Origin of the sequence: Pandoraea bronchicola (genome assembly GCF_902459805.1) — a bacterium.
Taxonomy (GTDB): Bacteria; Pseudomonadota; Gammaproteobacteria; order Burkholderiales; family Burkholderiaceae; genus Pandoraea; species Pandoraea bronchicola.
This window is the reverse complement of sequence record NZ_CABPST010000001.1, coordinates 795,641-813,089: the sequence shown is the minus strand read 5'-3', so window position 1 is coordinate 813,089 and position 17,449 is coordinate 795,641. Positions and strand designations below refer to the sequence as shown.

Sequence of the window (17,449 nt, the reverse complement as noted above, 5' to 3'; positions counted from 1 at the left end):
TATACAGTACAATCGCAGCGTGCCGGGCGAAGCGCGGATGCTGCCAGCGACTGTCGTATCGGCCTGATAAAGTAGTTCCCCCGAGGCGCGCACGCGCGCTGCCAGACGTCACGCTGTTCATTGTCAATCAAGCGGCCCTGATACCAAGTGGACAAGTCATCCCCAAAATCCGACCCGTCGGCCAGCCACGCCATTCGCATTCGTGGCGCTCGCCAGCACAACCTCAAGAACCTCGACGTCGATCTCCAGACCGGTGAGATGACGGTGGTGACCGGTCCGTCCGGTTCCGGCAAGTCGAGTCTCGTCTTCGACACGCTGTTTGCCGAAGGCCAGCGCCGCTACGTCGAGACCTTCAGTGCGTACGCCCGCCAGTTCCTCGACCGCATGGATCGTCCGCAGGTCGACCATGTGGAAGGCGTGCCGCCGGCCATCGCCATCGACCAGACCAATCCCGTGCGCAGTTCTCGCTCGACGGTCGGCACGATGACGGAACTCAACGATCACCTCAAGCTGCTGTTCGCCCGTGCGGCGGCGCTGTTCGATCGCGAGACGGCGCAGCCGGTGCGTCACGACACGCCCGAGACGATCTACGCCGACCTGATGGCACGCACCGTGCAAGGCGATCCGCGTCTGGTCGTCACCTTCCCGGTCGAACTGCCGGGCAGCGTGACGGCCGATGAAGTCGAGCAATGGCTGTCGGCTTCCGGCTACACGCGCGTGCAGGCCGAGCGCGAAGTTGCAACGGCGGACGGGACCCGCAAGGTGCTCGATGTCGTCGCCGACCGGTTCCGCTTGCAGAACACCGAAAAGGTGCGCGCGATGGAGGCCATCGAGTCGTCGCTCAAGCGCGGTCGCGGACGGGTGAATGTCTACGTGCTGGCGGAAGCCGGCGAGCCCGACATCTGGCGCTACTCGCAGGATCTGCACTGCCCCGACAGCGATCTGCATTACGCCGACCCGCAGCCGGCGCTTTTCTCGTTCAACTCCGCCTATGGCGCGTGCGAGGCCTGCCGTGGTTTCGGCCGCGTGATCGGCGTTGACCTGGGGCTGGTGATCCCCGACGAGCGCAAGACGCTGCGCGGCGGCGCGATCAAGACCATCCAGACGCCCGCGTGGAAAGAGATTCAGGACGACCTGCTCGAGTACGCCGGCAAGGCCGGCATTCCGCGCGACACGCCCTGGTCGAAACTCTCGCCCGAGCATCGCGAGTGGGTCATCGAAGGCGATGCCGACTGGAAAGGCGAGTGGAACAAGCAGTGGTATGGCATTCGCCGCTTCTTCGGCTATCTGGAGTCGAAGGCGTACAAGATGCACATCCGTGTGCTGCTTTCGAAGTACCGCAGCTACACGACTTGTGAGACGTGCGGCGGCGCTCGTCTGAAGACGGAAGGCCTGCTGTGGCGTCTCGGTTCAAAGGAGAATGCCGACGCGGTGCTGCCGCCCGAACAGCGCTTCATGCCGCGCGGGGTGTCGTGGTCGCGCGCGCAGCTCGAAGCGCTGCCGGGCCTCACCATGCACGATCTGATGCTGATGCCGATTTCGCGCGTGCGTCAGTTCTTCGACTCACTCACCCTGCCGTCGAGCCTGCTCGACGACGCGCTCAAGCTGTTGCAGGAGGAAGTCGGCACGCGGCTGAAGTATCTGTGTGACGTCGGCATTGGCTACCTCACGCTCGACCGCCAGAGCCGTACGCTCTCGGGCGGCGAAGTGCAGCGTATCAATCTGACGACCGCGCTCGGCACGTCGCTCGTCAACACGCTCTTCGTGCTGGACGAGCCGAGTATCGGCCTGCATCCGCGCGACATGGACCGTATCGTCGCGGCAATGCATCGTCTGCGAGACGCGGGCAATACGCTCGTGGTGGTCGAGCACGACCCGGCGGTGATGCTTGCCGCCGACCGTGTCATCGACATGGGACCGGGGCCGGGCGAGCGCGGCGGTCAGATCGTCTTTGATGGCACGCCCGAGGAAGTGCGTCACGCCGACACGCTGACCGGCAATTATCTTGGCGGACGCAAGCATGTGGCGAACGCGTCGAATTGGCGCGCGCGTGCGGTCGATGCCGACACGCCGCGTCTGAGGCTGAGTGGCGTTCGCGAGCACAACCTCAAGCACGTCGATGTCGAGATTCCGCTCGGCCGCCTCGTGTGCGTGACCGGGGTATCCGGTTCCGGCAAATCGACGCTGGTGCAGGACGTTCTCAATCCGGCGCTGGCGCGTCACTTCGGCGACCCGACCGAAGCCCCGGGCGCACACGACGAACTCGTCGGTGCCGAACAATTGTCGGGCGTCGTGTTCGTCGATCAGTCTCCCATCGGCAAGACGGCGCGCTCGAACCCGGCCAGCTACGTCGGCGCGTTCGACGAGATTCGCAAACTGTTCGCGGCCGAGCCGGTGGCGCTGCAACGCGGCTACACCGCCAGCACGTTCAGTTTCAACTCCGGCAACGGGCGCTGCCCGACGTGTGGCGGCTCGGGCTTCGAACACGTGGAGATGCAGTTCCTGAGCGACGTCTATCTGCGCTGCCCGGACTGCGACGGCAAGCGCTACCGCGCCGAAGTCCTCGAGGTGAAGATTCAGCGCGCCGTGCCAGGCGAGGCGATGCGCGAATTGAGCGTGTCGGACGTGCTCGAGCTGACGGTCAACGAGGCCGTCAAGCTGTTCTCGTCGGATCGTGATGTGCTGCGTGTGTTGCAGCCCATCGTGGACGTCGGCCTCGAATATGTGAAGCTCGGTCAGCCGGTGCCGACGCTCTCGGGCGGCGAAGCCCAGCGTCTGAAGCTGGCGGGTTTCCTCGCGGAGGCCGCACAGAAGAAGACCGCGAGCGGGCAGAAGGTTGCGCATCGCGGCCGTCTCTTCATTTTCGACGAGCCAACGACAGGGCTGCACTTCGACGACATCGCCAAGCTCATGCGGGCGTTCGGCAAGTTGCTCGACGGCGGTAACTCGCTGCTCGTCATCGAACACAACCTCGATGTGGTGCGCGCGGCCGACTGGATCATCGACCTCGGGCCGGAGGGCGGCGAAGGCGGTGGCGAAGTGCTGTGCGCGGGCACGCTCGCGCAGGTGGTGGCGTGTGAGGGCTCGCATACCGGACGTGCCTTGGCTGACTATGAGCGCACGGTGGTCGCGCCCGGACAATCCGTAGCGGCGTCCAACCCTGCTGGCGAACCGGGCATGCCGCTGCAAACGGCATTGCGTGCAGCGCGTGCGCATCGCAAGCCCGCCGGTGGCGACGACATTCGTATCGTCAATGCACGGGAGCACAACCTCAAGTCGCTCGACGTTGCCATTCCGCGCGGCAAGTTCAGTGTGATTACCGGTGTTTCAGGTTCGGGCAAATCGACGCTCGCGTTCGACATTCTCTTCAATGAAGGTCAGCGCCGTTATCTCGAATCGCTCAACGCTTATGCGCGGTCCATCGTGCAGCCGGCGGGGCGTCCGGAAGTGGACGCCGTGTATGGCATTCCGCCGACCGTCGCCATCGAACAGCGTCTGTCGCGCGGCGGGCGCAAGAGTACCGTCGCAACGACGACGGAAGTCTGGCACTTCCTGCGCCTGCTGTACGTCAAGCTCGGTATTCAGCACTGCATTCATGACGGCGCCCCCGTCACGGCGCAGAGTCCGGATTCCATCGTCGCGCAACTGATGCGCGACCGTCGCGGCCAGCACGTGGGTTTGCTCGCACCGCTGGTGGTGGGCCGCAAGGGGATCTACACAGATCTGGCGAAGTGGGCCAAGGCGCGTGGGCATTCGCATCTGCGTGTCGACGGCGTTTTCCTGCCAGTTGATCCGTGGCCGAAGCTCGACCGCTTCCGTGAGCACACCATCGAACTGCCGGTGGGCGACGTGGTGATCGCCCCCGAGAACGAGGCGCTGTTGCGCACGTTGCTGGCGGCGGCGCTCGAGTTGGGCAAGGGGGTCATGCATTTGCTCGCACCGCTCGACGGACTCGGCGACTCCATGAGCCATGAGCAGCCGGGCGAAGGTGTCGGCGAGATCGAGGTGTTCTCGGTCAAGCGCGCGTGTCCGGTGTGCGGCACGAGCTATCCGGATCTCGATCCGCGCATGTTCTCGTTCAATAGCAAGCATGGCTGGTGCTCGACGTGCGTGGGCACGGGCCTTGCGCTCACACGTGAGCAACGCGAAGCGTTCGACGACACCGTGCTCAATCAGGACAACCGGGGGCGTGAGCATTCACTGCCATCGGAGGAACAGGAGCCGGAAGACGTGGGCGACCAACCGTGTCCGGATTGTCACGGTGCGCGACTCAATACCGTCGCACGCGCCGTGACGTTCGACGAACACGCGATTTCCGACGTTGCCCAGTGGACTGTGAGCGATGTGCGCCAATGGGTTGAGCAACTCGAGCTGCACGGTCGAGACGCGAGCATCGCGCGCGATCTGGTCAGCGAAATTCAGGGGCGTCTGGCGTTTCTGGAGGAAGTCGGGCTCGGCTACCTCACGCTGGATCGCGCGGCGCCGACCCTCTCGGGCGGCGAGTCGCAGCGCATTCGTCTGGCGGCGCAACTGGGCAGTAACCTGCAAGGCGTTTGCTATGTACTCGATGAACCGACGATCGGCTTGCATCCGCGCGACAACGGCATTCTGCTTGGCGCGTTGCGCAAGTTGGGTGATCAGGGCAACACGTTGGTCGTCGTCGAGCACGATGAGGATACGATTCGTCGCGCAGATCACATCATCGATATCGGTCCGGGCGCCGGCAAGCGCGGTGGCACGCTTGTCGCGCAGGGTAGCGTGGCCGATCTGGCCGCGCATCCCGAGTCGCTGACCGGCAAGTTTCTGGCGCATCCGCTGCAGCATCCGATTCAACCGCGCCGCGAGGTGATCGCACCCGCCAAGGGGGGCGAAGCGGTGCCGCCCAACTGGCTGACGGTTCACGAAGCGACGCTTCACAACCTGAAGCGCGTGACGGCGTCGTTGCCGTTGTCGCGGCTCACGGCGATTACCGGCGTCTCGGGATCGGGCAAATCGACGCTCGCGCGCGACGTCCTGATGACGAACCTGCTCGACGCCGTGGGACGCTCGGTGCTGTCGTCTCCGGCCGAGCGGCGCGCCCGCAAGGGCACGGTGCGCCACGCCGTGAAGGCCGATGGCAAACCGCGTGCGAAGTCGGAGGCGCCTGCCGAGCCGCGCCGTCCGGTGGTGCACGCGTGGCATGGCTGCGAGTCGGTGACCGGCTGGGAGACGATCGATCGTGTGCTCGAAGTCGATCAGACACCCATCGGCAAGACACCGCGCTCGTGTCCGGCCACCTATATCGGTTTCTGGGACACGATTCGACGGCTGTTCGCCGACACGCTCGAAGCGCGTGCTCGCGGTTACGCGGCGTCGCGATTCTCGTTCAATACGGGAGACGGCCGTTGTCCGGCATGCGAAGGCCAAGGCGTGCGAACCATCGGCATGAGCTTCCTCGCCGACGTGAAGGTGCTTTGCGACGTCTGTCACGGTCAGCGCTTCAATGCCGAGACGCTTGCCGTCACCTGGCGCGGCAAGAGCATTGGCGATGTGCTGACGATGGAAGTGGACGAAGCCGTCGAGTTCTTCGCGTCGATGCCGAGCATTGCCCATCCGCTGCAACTGATGCAGGACGTCGGGCTGGGCTATCTCACGCTGGGTCAGCCGTCGCCGACGTTGTCGGGTGGCGAAGCACAGCGCATCAAGCTGGTGACCGAGTTGACCAAGGTGCGCGACGACATCACGCGTCGCGGGCAGAAGTCGCCGCACACGCTGTACGTGCTCGACGAACCGACGGTTGGTCTCCACATGGCCGATGTCGCGCGACTCATCAATGTGCTGCACCGGCTGGTGAACGGCGGACATACCGTTGTCGTGATCGAGCACAACCTCGATGTGATTGCCGAAGCCGACTGGATCGTCGACATGGGGCCGGAAGGCGGCAAGGGCGGCGGGACGGTGGTGGCGACGACGTCGCCCGATGCGCTGACGAAGATCGCGGCGAGCCACACCGGCGCTGCGCTCAAGCCCGTACTCGCGCACACGGTAACCCCGGGCGTACCGGCAACGAAGCCGCAGGAAGCTGCCACAGCGAAGTAGCGGTCGAGTTCACCGGTTACGTTGACGCTCGGTTCGCGCAGTTTGCGGGCCATACGCGGGACGCCTGATGGCGTCCCGTTTTCATTGGGGTGCGCGAATTATCGTATACGGATTAGTATATTTTTCGCTCTCTTCTCTTCTCTCTCGCGGTTCTGCCGAGAACATCCAGAGCCTCAGCCAGAAACGTTGGCGTACACGCAACGCCCCGTCGCGCCCTGATTATTTCATTAATTGAAATTAAAAATAGACAAATGTCGACTTTATTGCATTTGTCGATGGCAATAAACTGCAACTGTCGACGATGAATTGAACATCGCCGCGTTTCAAACAGACAGGAGAAAACATCATGAAGCGCACACTTATTACCTCTGCCCTCGTTTCCGCCATGTTGGCAGTGTCCGCCGGTTCGGCCTTTGCCAGCGACGCTTTCGATGGTCCGTCGGAATTTTCGTGGGTTCCGCAAACGAGCGTGGTGACCCACGCACAGGTTCGTGAAGCCCTGGTGCAAGCCGAGCAAGCCGGTCTGCTGCAATAACACGATTCGGTCTATCCGGCGTCGGTCGCCAAGGTTGGCGGTGCAACTGCGGTCGCGACCTCGAATTCGGTCAGCAAGATCGCTCAAGCCGGCAATACGTACTTCGGCAGCTAATCCCACCTGCCAATCGCTGCACTTGCTTTATTGCCCGTGAGCCGGCGCCGGTACTGCGCATTGCGACTCCGGGTAGCAGTCTCCGATGACAAATCGGCCGCATTTCTGGCGGCCGATTTCGTTTTGTGCGCCGACTTTGCATGCATCACGGACTGTGGACAAGCCTGTCGATAACCTTGTGAGCAAGCTGTGATATCCCTGTGGGCAACCCTGTGGATAGCAAGGGGATGGCCAGTGGAAAGCCGGGGGAAAAGTCCCCCTTTCCATGGGGATAACCGGTGAGTATCCCGTGGATATGTGGTGGATATGTTCTGCATACCCTGGGGAAAATCCAGTGGATTTCTTGTGGAAATCTTCGGTTTTTCTGTGATTAAGCTGTGGATTTCCAGTGGGCAAGTTTCATCGTGCCGGATGGAAACGACCGCCAGACGGGCACTTCCACCGGCGACAGCGAATAGGTTGGCGAATTCGCCGGGAATTCACGTTCCGAAAGCGTTCGCAAGAAATGCCGTGACGCGCGCGATGGCGTCGTCTCGTGCTTCCGGCTGGGTGCCGGTGATCGGCACGACGTGGGTGCGCGGGTTGGTGAATTCCGGGCGATTTCGCACAGGCAGGTTGGGGTAGTCGAAGTCGTGAACGGCCCCCGGGTAGATATGGAACGTGACCGGTGCGCCTTGAGCGGTCACGTCGCGCACGAAGGCGTCGCAGGGGGCTGCCTTTGTCCAGACATCGTCGGCACCGGTGAGGAGCAGCAGCGGGATACGCGTCGACCAGCCGGCACCCTGCGCGGCCGCGTTGCACCAGCCGGGATAGAACGCGATGGCGGCTACGAAATCCGGCCCCGGGCGGGTGCCCGGTACCCGCCCGGGACTCTTGGGGCCGATGGAGAACAGGACCGTGCCGCCGCCGTGTGACCAGCCCATCAGCGCGATGCGATCCGGCCGGATGCCCGGCAAACGCTGTAGATAGCGTAACGCCCCGTAGGCGTCACGCGGGCGCTCTACCGAAGGCCGCACCGGTCCGCCTTTGGCGCACTCGCTGGGCTGTGCGCGCGAAGTGAAGCTATCCACCGCCAGCACCGCGTAGCCCTGCGCATTCAGCCGCTGCGCCCAGTCGAGTTCCCGGCTGTCGATCTTGCCCTTGCGCGTGAACATCCCGTTGCAGCCATGCATGAAGACAACGGCAGGCGTGGGGCCGCTGGCGTTGGCCGCACGAAACAAGTAAGCGTCGATCATGACGGGCGCGCCGCTGCTGTCTGCGTCCCATGAGGGGATGCTCACCTTTTCCTGTGCGAACGCAGTGCCAGACCATCCTGATGAGATACAGGCGAGCGCGACGGCGAGCCGTGAAAAGACGCATCGCGCCAATCGGAAGGCGACGCGGCGCATGCGATGGGTACGGCCTGTAAGACTCATGAAGCGGACTGACATGGCAATGCGTCTCCCGGAAGGCCCTGCGCTGGCGTGTGCGAACGAGTATAGCCAGCGGGTGATGCGTCAGATAGCGCGGCCGTCGCGCGCCATATTACGAAAGGTTTCGGGCCGTGCGCCGCTAAGCATCTGCCAAACCGAGATAAGCCAGGATCATGCCTCCGTTTAGAATGCCATTGGAGACCTAATAAAATCGTTCCGCCAAGGAACGCCTTGCTTATCCGGAGACATTCGACATGACCGACAAGACCGACGCAGCATCGCAAGCCCCGCAATGGCGTCTCGAGACGCTGGCCGTTCACGGCGGCTACCGGCCCGATCCGACAACGCGCGCCGTGGCGGTGCCGATCTACCAGACGGTCGCCTACGCCTTCGACGACACGCAGCACGGGGCCGATCTGTTCGACCTCAAGGTGCCGGGCAACATCTACACGCGCATCATGAACCCCACGCAGGACGTGCTCGAGCAGCGCGTCGCGGCGCTCGAGGGCGGTGTGGCGGCGCTGGCGCTCGCGTCCGGCCAGGCGGCTGTCACTTACGCCATTCAGACGATCGCCGAGGCCGGTGACAACATCGTCGCCGCCAGCACGCTTTACGGTGGCACCTACAACCTGCTGGCGCACACGCTGCCACTCTCGGGCATCACCACGCGCTTCGCCGATCCGCGCGAACCCGAGTCGTTCGAACCGCTCATCGACGCGAACACCAAAGCCATCTTCGCGGAGTCGGTCGGCAATCCGCTGGGCAACATCACCGATATCGCGAAGCTGGCAGAGATTGCGCACCGTCATGGCATTCCGCTCATCATCGACAATACGGTGCCGTCGCCCTATTTGCTGCGCCCGTTCGAGCATGGGGCGGACATCGTCGTGCATTCGCTGACAAAGTACCTCGGGGGCCACGGCACGAGCCTGGGCGGCGCCATCGTCGACTCCGGCAAATTTCCGTGGGCCGATCACAAGGTGCGCTTCAAGCGCCTGAACGAGCCCGACGTGAGCTACCACGGCGTGGTGTACACGGAAGCGTTCGGTCCCGCGGCTTACATCGGACGCGCCCGCGTGGTGCCGCTGCGCAATACCGGCGCGGCCATCTCGCCGTTTAACGCGTTCCAGATTCTGCAAGGTATCGAAACGCTGGCCCTGCGACTCGACCGCATCACCGAGAACGCGCTGAAGGTCGCGCAGTTTCTCAAGACGCATCCGAAGGTGGAGTGGGTGAATTACGCGGGGCTGCCGGAGCACCCGGATCACGCTCTCGTGGAGCGCTATCTGTCGGGGCGCGGCCCGGGCATTCTGACCTTCGGTGTGAAGGGCGGCCGCGCGGCCGGTGCGGCATTTCAGGACGCGCTGCAACTCTTCACGCGTCTGGTCAACATCGGTGACGCAAAGTCGCTTGCCACGCACCCGGCGTCAACCACGCACCGTCAGCTCTCGCCGGAAGAACTGCGCAAGGCGGGCGTAAGCGAAGAGACGGTGCGTCTGTCGATCGGCATCGAGCACATCGACGATCTGCTTGCGGATCTCGATCAGGCGCTGGGCCGTCTGGCGCGCTGATTACCCGGCGGATTCAACATCTCATTTCCTGCCAACTCTGTCGGAGTATCATGCGCGGCAGCCGGTTGAGGGCAGGCAACCGGCGCCGGCGTCATGTGACTGTCACAAAATTGTCACGAACACGGCGTACTGTCCTTGCCCATTTCTCAAGGATTACGCATGGATTATCTGCAGGTACTCGTGCTCGCAATTGTGCAGGGCGTGGCGGAATTGCTTCCCGTGTCGAGCTCGGCACACGTCATCATGGCCGAGAAGCTCATGGGGCTCGATCCGTCGGCACCCGAGATGACGTTGTTGCTGGTCATGCTGCACACCGGCACAATGCTCGCCGTCATCGTCTATTTCTGGAAGTCGTGGCGAGAGCGCTATTTCTCGTCGAAATACGACTTCGTTCACAACGCCAAGCAGGTGATCATTGCGACGGCTTTCACCGGCGTGATCGGGCTGGCGCTGATGTTCTTCATCGAGAAGGTGTTGATGCGCGGCACCCAGCATTCCGAGATCGAGCATCTGTTCGGCAATCTGTACATCATCTCGGCGGGCCTGGCGATGGCCGGCATTCTGATCCTGATCTCGGGCGCCCGGCGTGCGCCGATGGGCGACCGTCCGATGCGTGGCGCCGACTCCGCATGGATCGGCGCCGTGCAAGGCATTTGCCTGCCCTTCCGCGGCTTTTCGCGCTCGGGCTCGACCATCTCGACGGGAATGCTGCGCGGCCTCGATAAGGTTCGCGTCGAAGAGTTCAGCTTCGCGCTGGCCGTAGTGCTTACGCCGCCGGTGATCGTGAAGGAGGCTTACCGTCTGTACAAGTCAGGGGGCGCGCAAACGTTCTCGGGCCACTTCATGACGGTGCTCACGCCGAGTCTCGTCGGCATGGTGTTCAGTTTCCTCGCCGGTCTGGTGGCGCTGCGCTGGCTGTCGCGCTGGCTCGAACATGGCCGCTGGTATCTGTTCGGCATCTACTGTCTCGTGGCGTCGGCCGTCGTGCTGGCGTCGAGCCAGTACCTGTAAAGCGATGCACCTCGAGGGCGGCCCGGACGGTGCTGCCCTCGCCATGCGTCGCGTACTGCGGGGCATCACACCAAACCCGCGACGACCTCCAGAAACGCCGCGATCGCGCGCGACTCGCGCCGTTCCGCCAGACACACGACAACGGTTGTGGTCTCCACGCGGGCGTCGCTGATCGATACCGTCGCGAGCCGCTCGTCGGGCGTGTGCTCACGCGCCGACACCGCCGCAATCCCCAGCCCCAGAATGACTGCCTCGCGAATCGCTTCGCGGCTGCCGATCTCCATCGCGACGTTCGGTGTCACCCCGGCTTCCCGCAATGCGACTTCGAGCGCGTGACGCGTGGTCGATCCCGGCTCGCGCATGAGCATCGGCGCGTCGGCCAGCGCCGCGAGTTTCACGCTGCGGCGTTGCGCGAACGGATGCGCGCGCGGCACCAGCAGCACGACCGGATGCGTGCGATACGGCACGACATGCAGCCGCGCGTCGTCGTAATAGCGCGCCAGCACCGCCACGTCGGTGCGATATGCCAGCAGGCTGTCGATCATCTCTTCCGAATTGCCCGGCCGCATCGAAATGCGCATGCCGGGGTAGCGCGGTTGAAATGCCGCCACGATCTCCATCGCGTGATGCGGCCCGACGGCACCCAGACGCAACTCGCCTGTGCGCAGCCCGCCATGCTCCTTGAGCAGACCGATGGCCTCGGCCTCGTCGGAGAAGATGCGCAGGCTCACGGCGTACAGCGCTTTGCCGGTCGGCGTGAGCGTTAATCCGCGGCCGTGCCGGTAGAACAGCTCGACGCCGTAGGTCTCCTCCAGCGCCCGGATTTGCGTCGTCATCGTGGGCTGACTCACATGCAACGCCTGCGCGGCGCGCGTCACGCTGCCGTGTCGCGCCACCGCATGGAACGAACGCAATTGGGTAATCCGCATCGATGACGCTCCCGGGACGAGATATAGGTTTTATCAATACATTAACGAAAAAATGTGAATTGGAAGTATAGGACGGTGCTCACCATAATCCTGCTCAATCTTCATCAATGGATCGCATCGCCTGCGGGCGCGGCGGCATCGTCCTTACCATGACAGCACGTTCACGTTTTCATAATCCGGTCGACGTTCACTTCGGCGCGGGCGCCCTCGCCCGCTTGCCCGAGCTGGTCGGTAACCGCCGCGCGGTGCTTGTCACCATGCCCGAAGCGCGCGCGCTCGGCATGACGGGACAGATCGAAGCCCTTCTCGGGCAACGTCTCGCCGGGGTGGTCGATCAGGTCAGTCCGAATCCGGATGTTCGCGAACTCGCCCCGATGTACGGGGACTTCTGGCGGCGGTACGGTCAGTGCGAAGTGATCGTGGCGTTGGGGGGCGGCAGCGCGCTCGACACCGCCAAGCTGCTGATGGTCGCGGGTGCCGACGACCGCTTCGCAGCGCTTGTCGACGCGCTCGATGCGGGCGTGACCTTCCGGCCCGCGCGTGCCAAGCGCCTCATCACGGTGCCCACGACCGCTGGCACCGGCAGCGAAGTCACGCCGTGGGCGACGCTGTGGGACCGCCATGTCAAGCGCAAGAAGTACTCGCTGCATCTGCCAGAGACGTGGCCGGAGGCGGCCATCGTCGATCCGCGTCTGACGCGTTCGCTGCCGCGCGCCGTCACGTTGCAGAGCGGTCTGGACGCCCTTTCGCATGCGCTGGAGGCGATCTGGAACATCAACGCCAATCCGATCTCCGACACCTTCGCGGTAAGCGCCGCGCGCGACATGATGCGCGTGCTGCCGCAGCTCATGACGTCGCTCGACGACGAGGCGCTGCGCAGTCAGGCGGCGCTCGCTGCGCTGCAAGCGGGCATGGCGTTCTCGAACACGAAGACCGCGCTGGCGCATTCGATTTCGTATGACATGACGATTCGCCACGGCTTGCCGCACGGCATTGCGTGCTCGTTCACGTTGCCGGCGGTGATGCGGCTGGCCATCGGCCGCCAAGCCGAGCGCGACGCAGTGCTGGCGCGGGTGTTCGACGGCGATATCGCCAGTGCGCCGGACATGCTCACGGCGTTCCTGAATGGCCTGGGCGTCGCCACCGAGTTTTCGGCGTACGGCGTGACCGAGTCCGAATCGAGTGCCATGATCGCCGCCGCGCTCGATGGTCCGCGCGGGCGCAACTTCATTGGCGCAGTGGCCTGATCAACGGGCCGCCGCTGTGATCGCGTGCGTGCGTTTGCGCACAGGCGCGTTTTCAAGTCTTACCCGCAGTCTCCGCAGCGCCCATCACAAAAACAGCCGCGTGACGAACGCGCGGCACCGAGACAGCCAGGAGACAGACGCCTGGCGCAGACCGGCGCGTCGCAGCGCCCCGTTCGTCGCGGCAATGCTGCTCGAATATGGCGGTCGTCGGCCGTAGTGGATCGCGGTCTATGTGCTGAGGGGGATGCCTGTTCGCAGCCTGCGCGTCGGCGATGAGGCGGACCTGCTGAGGGCGACGCCAGGGGAAGGCGGGTATCGCCGGAAGGAAGTGAGAAGTCGGATGGGATGTCCCGCAAGCCGGGAGCGTGGCAGGCCGGTGGATCGCTCCCCGGCTTGCCGCTTTTTTTGCGAAGTCTTATTGACCGAAGTAGATGGATCCGGCGCGATTCACACGGCCCGGAACTTCATACACCGGAGCGACCGTCGACGTTTGCGCTGCGGCGGCCACCGGGCCCGGCTGGGCTTGCGACTGCACCTGAACCTGCGCTTGTTGCTGGGGTTGCTGCGGCGCGGCGGCCGGCTGCGAATTCCCGGCGGCGCTAGCGGCACCTGCGGTGAGGCATGCGGCAACGAAGGCCGAAGCAATCAGAACCTGTTTCATTTTCATTTCTCCTGTCAGGCGAGACGTCCACCGTGGGCGTCGTCATGCCCGCCAATCTACGCTCGTGCGCAAAGGAGAAAAACGCGATCCCGAGGAAGGGCGCATTGCTGAAAACGAAATAATAGAGCGCCAAAACGCCGATTCGTCGAAAAATCCAACCAGTCCCGAACGAACCGGTGACATTCCGAACGAATCCGTTGACCGGTGTGACCGTATCAGCGACGCGTCACACGGGCCTGCTGACGGCGCGTACGGGCGGCGCGGCTGCGCAGATACGAAGCCGTGAGTAGCGAAGCGCTCGCCAGCAGAAGGAAAGAACCGAGGGCAGCCATGGCATTGCTCCTATACGAACCGGCGTCGTTCGCGGTGCGGCGCACCTTTCGAATCACGATGCCGGCTGATGTCATCATGTTGTCACTCTACTGCTGACGCACTTTGCAATAAACCCCATCCGACCCAACACGCTATTGCGCGCAGCGGCATTTCCTGTCGAATCGCTGCCCGGTGGGCGTCATTCCTGTGCCATTCACCTGATTTATCGGCAATAAACGATTGATTCTTAATAGATTTTTCGAATCGGACGATCGGTTGCGTTTTGTGGACGCTCAGTTGCGAAAAAACCACGGGTTTTCCCTAAGATTCATCCATGCCAACGCGACGGACACCGCAACGCAGCAAAACGAAGTGCCTCGTGACATCTTTGCTGCCGATGCCCCGAACGCTAGCTGATGAAGCCGTTATCAACTAATGACAGGAGTCTCACCATGAACACCCGTATGCTTGCCGCCGTTGTCGCCGCCGCCTCGTTCGTCTCGGCTTCCGCTTTCGCTGACGCTCGTTACGACAATAATGTTTCCGACTTGCAAGTGGCCGCCCAAAGCCAGCTCACTCGCGCCGAAGTGCGCAGCGAACTGACGCAGGCCAGCGCCCGCGGTCAACTGAATCAGGTCGAAACCGGCACGCCGCTCGTCGCGGCCACGCAAGCGCAAAAGGCTGCGCCGGCCGATTCGCTGACGCGCGCCGATGTGCGTGCCCAACTCACCGACCGTAACCTGCTCGATCAGGACAACCGCTCGTAAGTTGCGCTGACGCATCGACCCCAAGCGATGCGACGCTGCCGGCCTGCCCAGGCCGGCTTTTTTTATGGGCGCGTGAGCGGCGCCATTGCCGGGTAGCCATCGGAAAAAAAGCCGCCCGAAGGCGGCTGAAGGTCGGGTGAGACCAAGGAAAAGCGGGGTTGCGGCAGCGTCACACCGCCAGCGTCCGGGTTAGCGCGTTGCGCGCGGCATCGAATGCCACCGCGAAGCTGCGGCGCCATGCGCGACGTGTACTGTCGTCGATCCATGCACCATCGAGACCGTTGTGCATGAAGGTGCACAAGTCGTCGAGCGAGAAGCCGAGGTGGCTGTACATCAGCTCCCACGCCTGCGCCGGATTGACCTTGTGCAGCGTCGGATCGTCGGTGTTCGGGTGAATCTTCAGGCCGAGACCGGGCATGCGGCGAATCGGGTGATCCTCCGCCCATCGGTCCGGTGTGAGCGTGCGCAGGTAATACGAGTTGGTTGGCACCACCGTGAAGACGATGCCGCGCTGCGCACACTCGTGCGCGAAGTCCGGTGCATCGACGATGGTGTAGCCGTGATCGATACGGTCGCACTTGAGCAATTCGACGGCCGTCTCGACGTTCGTCCACGGCATACCGAATTCGCCCGCGTGCGCCGTCGTCTTGAATCCCGCCAGACGCGCGTTGCGATATGCCTTCCAGAACAACTCGGGCGGCCGGTCGTTTTCCCGGTAGTCGATGCCGATGCCGATCACTTCATCGGCACGATGCTCGCGCATCCACTCCACCATTTCGACGGCTTCGCGCGGATCGACTTCACGGTCGATGCTTGGCACGAGACGGCCGACGATGCCGTGGTCGCGCTCGGCATCGCGAATGGCGGCGACGATGGCATCCTGCGCGCTCGCGTAAGGAATGCCGGACGTGCGCACGGTGCCCGTCGGGTTCCAGAAGAACTCGCTATAGCGCACGTTGTGAGCCGCGGCGTCGGCCAGATATTCGTAGGCAATGCGATGCAGATCGTCCGGCGCGGTCAGCAGATGTTCGTCGAGCGCGCGCAGCACACGCAAGACGCCGACGGGCTTTTCGCCGCGCGTGTAAAAGGCGTCGATCTCGACGCGGGCAAGCGGTGCGTTCGACTTCTGCGCGAGCGCAACGAACGTCTCGTGACGCACCGCGCCCAGCAAGTGGCAATGCAATTCAACTTTCGGCATCGCATGAAAGAACGTGCGATGCGCCTCCTGAATCTGCACGCCGGTGCGTGCGGCGGGAACAAAGCCCGGTGTCTCGGTCATAACGTCTAGTCTTATCTTGAATTCACCGGCAGATGGGGATCTGCCGGGCGGACGATGCGCCGGTCAATGGCGCCCGACCACCGTCCAGAAGTAATACGCCAGCGGAAGTGCCAGTACGTACAGCCCCCACGGCAGCTCCTTGAAGCGGCCCATCAGTGCCTTGACCAGCACGTAGCACAGCAGACCGCCCGCAATACCGGTGCCGAAGCTATTCGAGAGCAGCGTGAGCAGCACCATTGCCAACACGGGGAACGCGTCGCTGAAGTCGTCGAACGGCACATGACGGATCGTGCTGAACATCGACAGTCCGATGAGGATCAGCGCAGGCGCGGTGGCCTCCTTGGGAATCGCCAGTGCCACCGGCACGAAGAAGCACACCAGCGCGAACATCAGAGCGGCGGCAATCGACGTGAGGCCGGTGCGGCCCCCGGCTTCGACCCCCGCAGCCGACTCGACCAGCGCCGTCAGCGCCGGAATACCCAGCAGCGCACCACCGGTTGCGGCAATCGAATCGACGAGGAACGGGCGGTTGATGTTCTCCATGTTGCCGTGCTCGTCGAGCAGGCCGGCCTTGCCGCCAACGGCCAGCGTGGTGCCCAGCGTCGAGAAGAACTCGGCGGCGAAGAACGCAAACAGATACGGCAGCGCCGCAATCGTGAGTGCGCTGTGCAGATCGAGCTGGAAGGCCACCGGCGCAATGCTGTGCGGCAGCGAGACGAACGACTCGGGCACCTTGGTCACGCCGAGCGGCACACCGGCCAGCGCGGCCACCAGAATCGACCAGAGGATGGCGCCCGGCACCTTGCGGCCTTGCAGCAGCACGGCGGTGCCCAGACCGATCAGCGCGACGATCGTACCCGGCTTGCTGAAGTCGCCCAGCGCAAACGCGTTGGTCTTGGCGTTGGCCACGACCATCCCCGCATTGCGCACTCCGAGCACAGCGATGAACAGGCCGATGGAAGCGCCCAGACCGAGCTTGATGGCCGTCGGAATCAGTCGCGCCACAACGCTGCGGGCGCCAACGAGGGTCAGCAGCAGGAACAGCACGCCGGACAGGAAAGCGATGGCGATGCCCGTCTGCCAGGCCACATGCTCGGTGGCGGCCAGCGTGACGCCCACGATGACCGACCCGCCGATGCCCGGGCCCACAACGAACGGCAGGTTCGCGTAGAAGCCCATCAATACCGAGAACAGCACGAAGACCAACATGACGGCCGTGGTGGCCGCGCCGCGATCCATGCCGCCCGTGGCGAGCAGCGACGGGATCACGACGAGCAGATAGGCGGCGGCGAGGAACGTGGTGATGCCGGCCAGCACCTCGGTGCGCACGCTCGAGCCGCGCTTGGCGATGGCGAAGCGGCGCTCGAGCCAGCCGCCCGGGACGGTGCCAGTGTGGCCCGGAATCGTCGCGCAAGCCGTCGGGCGCGCCGTGTCGCGCTCAGGAGTAGAAGTCTGCATAAGCCAAGAATAGTGGGTCTTTGCGTGGCACTTTACGTGCGCGCGACTATAAATAAAAAATGAAATTACTTATGA

At 63.7% G+C, this 17,449-nt stretch carries 12 protein-coding genes; 6 read left to right on the top strand and 6 right to left on the bottom strand.

Annotated features, from left to right (window positions below):
- Positions 1-147 precede the first annotated feature (147 nt).
- Positions 148-6,078 carry an excinuclease ABC subunit UvrA gene (uvrA, locus tag PBR20603_RS03645; RefSeq protein WP_150558143.1) on the top strand — a complete coding sequence of 1,977 codons (5,931 nt, stop codon included), beginning with the start codon at positions 148-150 and terminating at the stop codon, positions 6,076-6,078.
- A gap of 346 nt (positions 6,079-6,424) precedes the next feature.
- Positions 6,425-6,613, top strand: a complete 189-nt coding sequence (locus PBR20603_RS03640; protein WP_150558142.1) for a DUF4148 domain-containing protein — start codon at positions 6,425-6,427, stop codon at positions 6,611-6,613.
- Between the two features lie 593 nt (positions 6,614-7,206).
- Here PBR20603_RS03640 and PBR20603_RS03635 read toward each other — a convergent pair.
- Positions 7,207-8,157 carry a dienelactone hydrolase family protein gene (locus PBR20603_RS03635; RefSeq protein WP_150558141.1) on the bottom strand — a complete coding sequence of 317 codons (951 nt, stop codon included), beginning with the start codon at positions 8,155-8,157 and terminating at the stop codon, positions 7,207-7,209.
- Positions 8,158-8,393: 236 nt separating this feature from the next.
- Between PBR20603_RS03635 and PBR20603_RS03630 the strand changes: the two genes are divergently transcribed.
- Positions 8,394-9,710 (top strand): O-acetylhomoserine aminocarboxypropyltransferase/cysteine synthase family protein, encoded by a 1,317-nt coding sequence (locus PBR20603_RS03630; protein WP_150558140.1) that lies wholly within the window; start codon positions 8,394-8,396, stop codon positions 9,708-9,710.
- A gap of 159 nt (positions 9,711-9,869) precedes the next feature.
- Positions 9,870-10,721 carry an undecaprenyl-diphosphate phosphatase gene (locus PBR20603_RS03625; RefSeq protein WP_150558139.1) on the top strand — a complete coding sequence of 284 codons (852 nt, stop codon included), beginning with the start codon at positions 9,870-9,872 and terminating at the stop codon, positions 10,719-10,721.
- Between the two features lie 65 nt (positions 10,722-10,786).
- Here the strand turns inward: PBR20603_RS03625 and PBR20603_RS03620 are convergent, their stop codons facing one another.
- Entirely contained in the window at positions 10,787-11,650 is an 864-nt protein-coding gene (locus PBR20603_RS03620) for a LysR substrate-binding domain-containing protein (protein ID WP_150558138.1), read from the bottom strand.
- A gap of 149 nt (positions 11,651-11,799) precedes the next feature.
- On the opposite strand from PBR20603_RS03620, the gene psrA reads away from it, so the two are divergent.
- Positions 11,800-12,897, top strand: coding sequence for an iron-containing alcohol dehydrogenase PsrA (psrA, locus tag PBR20603_RS03615; protein ID WP_150558137.1), 1,098 nt, complete (start codon positions 11,800-11,802; stop codon positions 12,895-12,897).
- 415 nt (positions 12,898-13,312) lie between these two features.
- On the opposite strand, the gene PBR20603_RS03610 is transcribed toward psrA, so the two are convergent.
- Both PBR20603_RS03610 and PBR20603_RS03605 read right to left on the bottom strand, forming a co-directional pair.
- On the bottom strand, positions 13,313-13,558 hold the full coding sequence (locus tag PBR20603_RS03610) for a hypothetical protein (protein ID WP_150558136.1): 246 nt from the start codon (positions 13,556-13,558) through the stop codon (positions 13,313-13,315).
- 215 nt (positions 13,559-13,773) lie between these two features.
- On the bottom strand, positions 13,774-13,968 hold the full coding sequence (locus PBR20603_RS03605) for a hypothetical protein (RefSeq protein ID WP_150558135.1): 195 nt from the start codon (positions 13,966-13,968) through the stop codon (positions 13,774-13,776).
- A 354-nt stretch (positions 13,969-14,322) separates the two neighbouring features.
- Between PBR20603_RS03605 and PBR20603_RS03600 the strand changes: the two genes are divergently transcribed.
- Positions 14,323-14,637 (top strand): DUF4148 domain-containing protein, encoded by a 315-nt coding sequence (locus PBR20603_RS03600; RefSeq protein ID WP_174977760.1) that lies wholly within the window; start codon positions 14,323-14,325, stop codon positions 14,635-14,637.
- 169 nt (positions 14,638-14,806) lie between these two features.
- Here the strand turns inward: PBR20603_RS03600 and PBR20603_RS03595 are convergent, their stop codons facing one another.
- On the bottom strand, positions 14,807-15,916 hold the full coding sequence (locus PBR20603_RS03595) for an adenosine deaminase family protein (RefSeq protein WP_150558133.1): 1,110 nt from the start codon (positions 15,914-15,916) through the stop codon (positions 14,807-14,809).
- 63 nt (positions 15,917-15,979) lie between these two features.
- Complete coding sequence (locus PBR20603_RS03590; protein WP_150558132.1) at positions 15,980-17,374, bottom strand: NCS2 family permease; 1,395 nt, start codon at positions 17,372-17,374, stop codon at positions 15,980-15,982.
- Positions 17,375-17,449 lie beyond the last annotated feature (75 nt).

Excerpts from the sequence above, each read along its gene's own strand:
- PBR20603_RS03640 (WP_150558142.1), top strand. The coding sequence starts at position 6,425 with ATGAAGCGCACACTTATTACCTCTGCCCTCGTTTCCGCCATGTTGGCA.
- PBR20603_RS03635 (WP_150558141.1), bottom strand. The coding sequence starts at position 8,157 with ATGTCAGTCCGCTTCATGAGTCTTACAGGCCGTACCCATCGCATGCGC.
- PBR20603_RS03630 (WP_150558140.1), top strand. The coding sequence starts at position 8,394 with ATGACCGACAAGACCGACGCAGCATCGCAAGCCCCGCAATGGCGTCTC.
- PBR20603_RS03625 (WP_150558139.1), top strand. The coding sequence starts at position 9,870 with ATGGATTATCTGCAGGTACTCGTGCTCGCAATTGTGCAGGGCGTGGCG.
- PBR20603_RS03620 (WP_150558138.1), bottom strand. The coding sequence starts at position 11,650 with ATGCGGATTACCCAATTGCGTTCGTTCCATGCGGTGGCGCGACACGGC.
- psrA (WP_150558137.1), top strand. The coding sequence starts at position 11,800 with ATGACAGCACGTTCACGTTTTCATAATCCGGTCGACGTTCACTTCGGC.
- PBR20603_RS03610 (WP_150558136.1), bottom strand. The coding sequence starts at position 13,558 with ATGAAACAGGTTCTGATTGCTTCGGCCTTCGTTGCCGCATGCCTCACC.
- PBR20603_RS03605 (WP_150558135.1), bottom strand. The coding sequence starts at position 13,968 with ATGATGACATCAGCCGGCATCGTGATTCGAAAGGTGCGCCGCACCGCG.
- PBR20603_RS03600 (WP_174977760.1), top strand. The coding sequence starts at position 14,323 with ATGAACACCCGTATGCTTGCCGCCGTTGTCGCCGCCGCCTCGTTCGTC.
- PBR20603_RS03595 (WP_150558133.1), bottom strand. The coding sequence starts at position 15,916 with ATGACCGAGACACCGGGCTTTGTTCCCGCCGCACGCACCGGCGTGCAG.
- PBR20603_RS03590 (WP_150558132.1), bottom strand. The coding sequence starts at position 17,374 with ATGCAGACTTCTACTCCTGAGCGCGACACGGCGCGCCCGACGGCTTGC.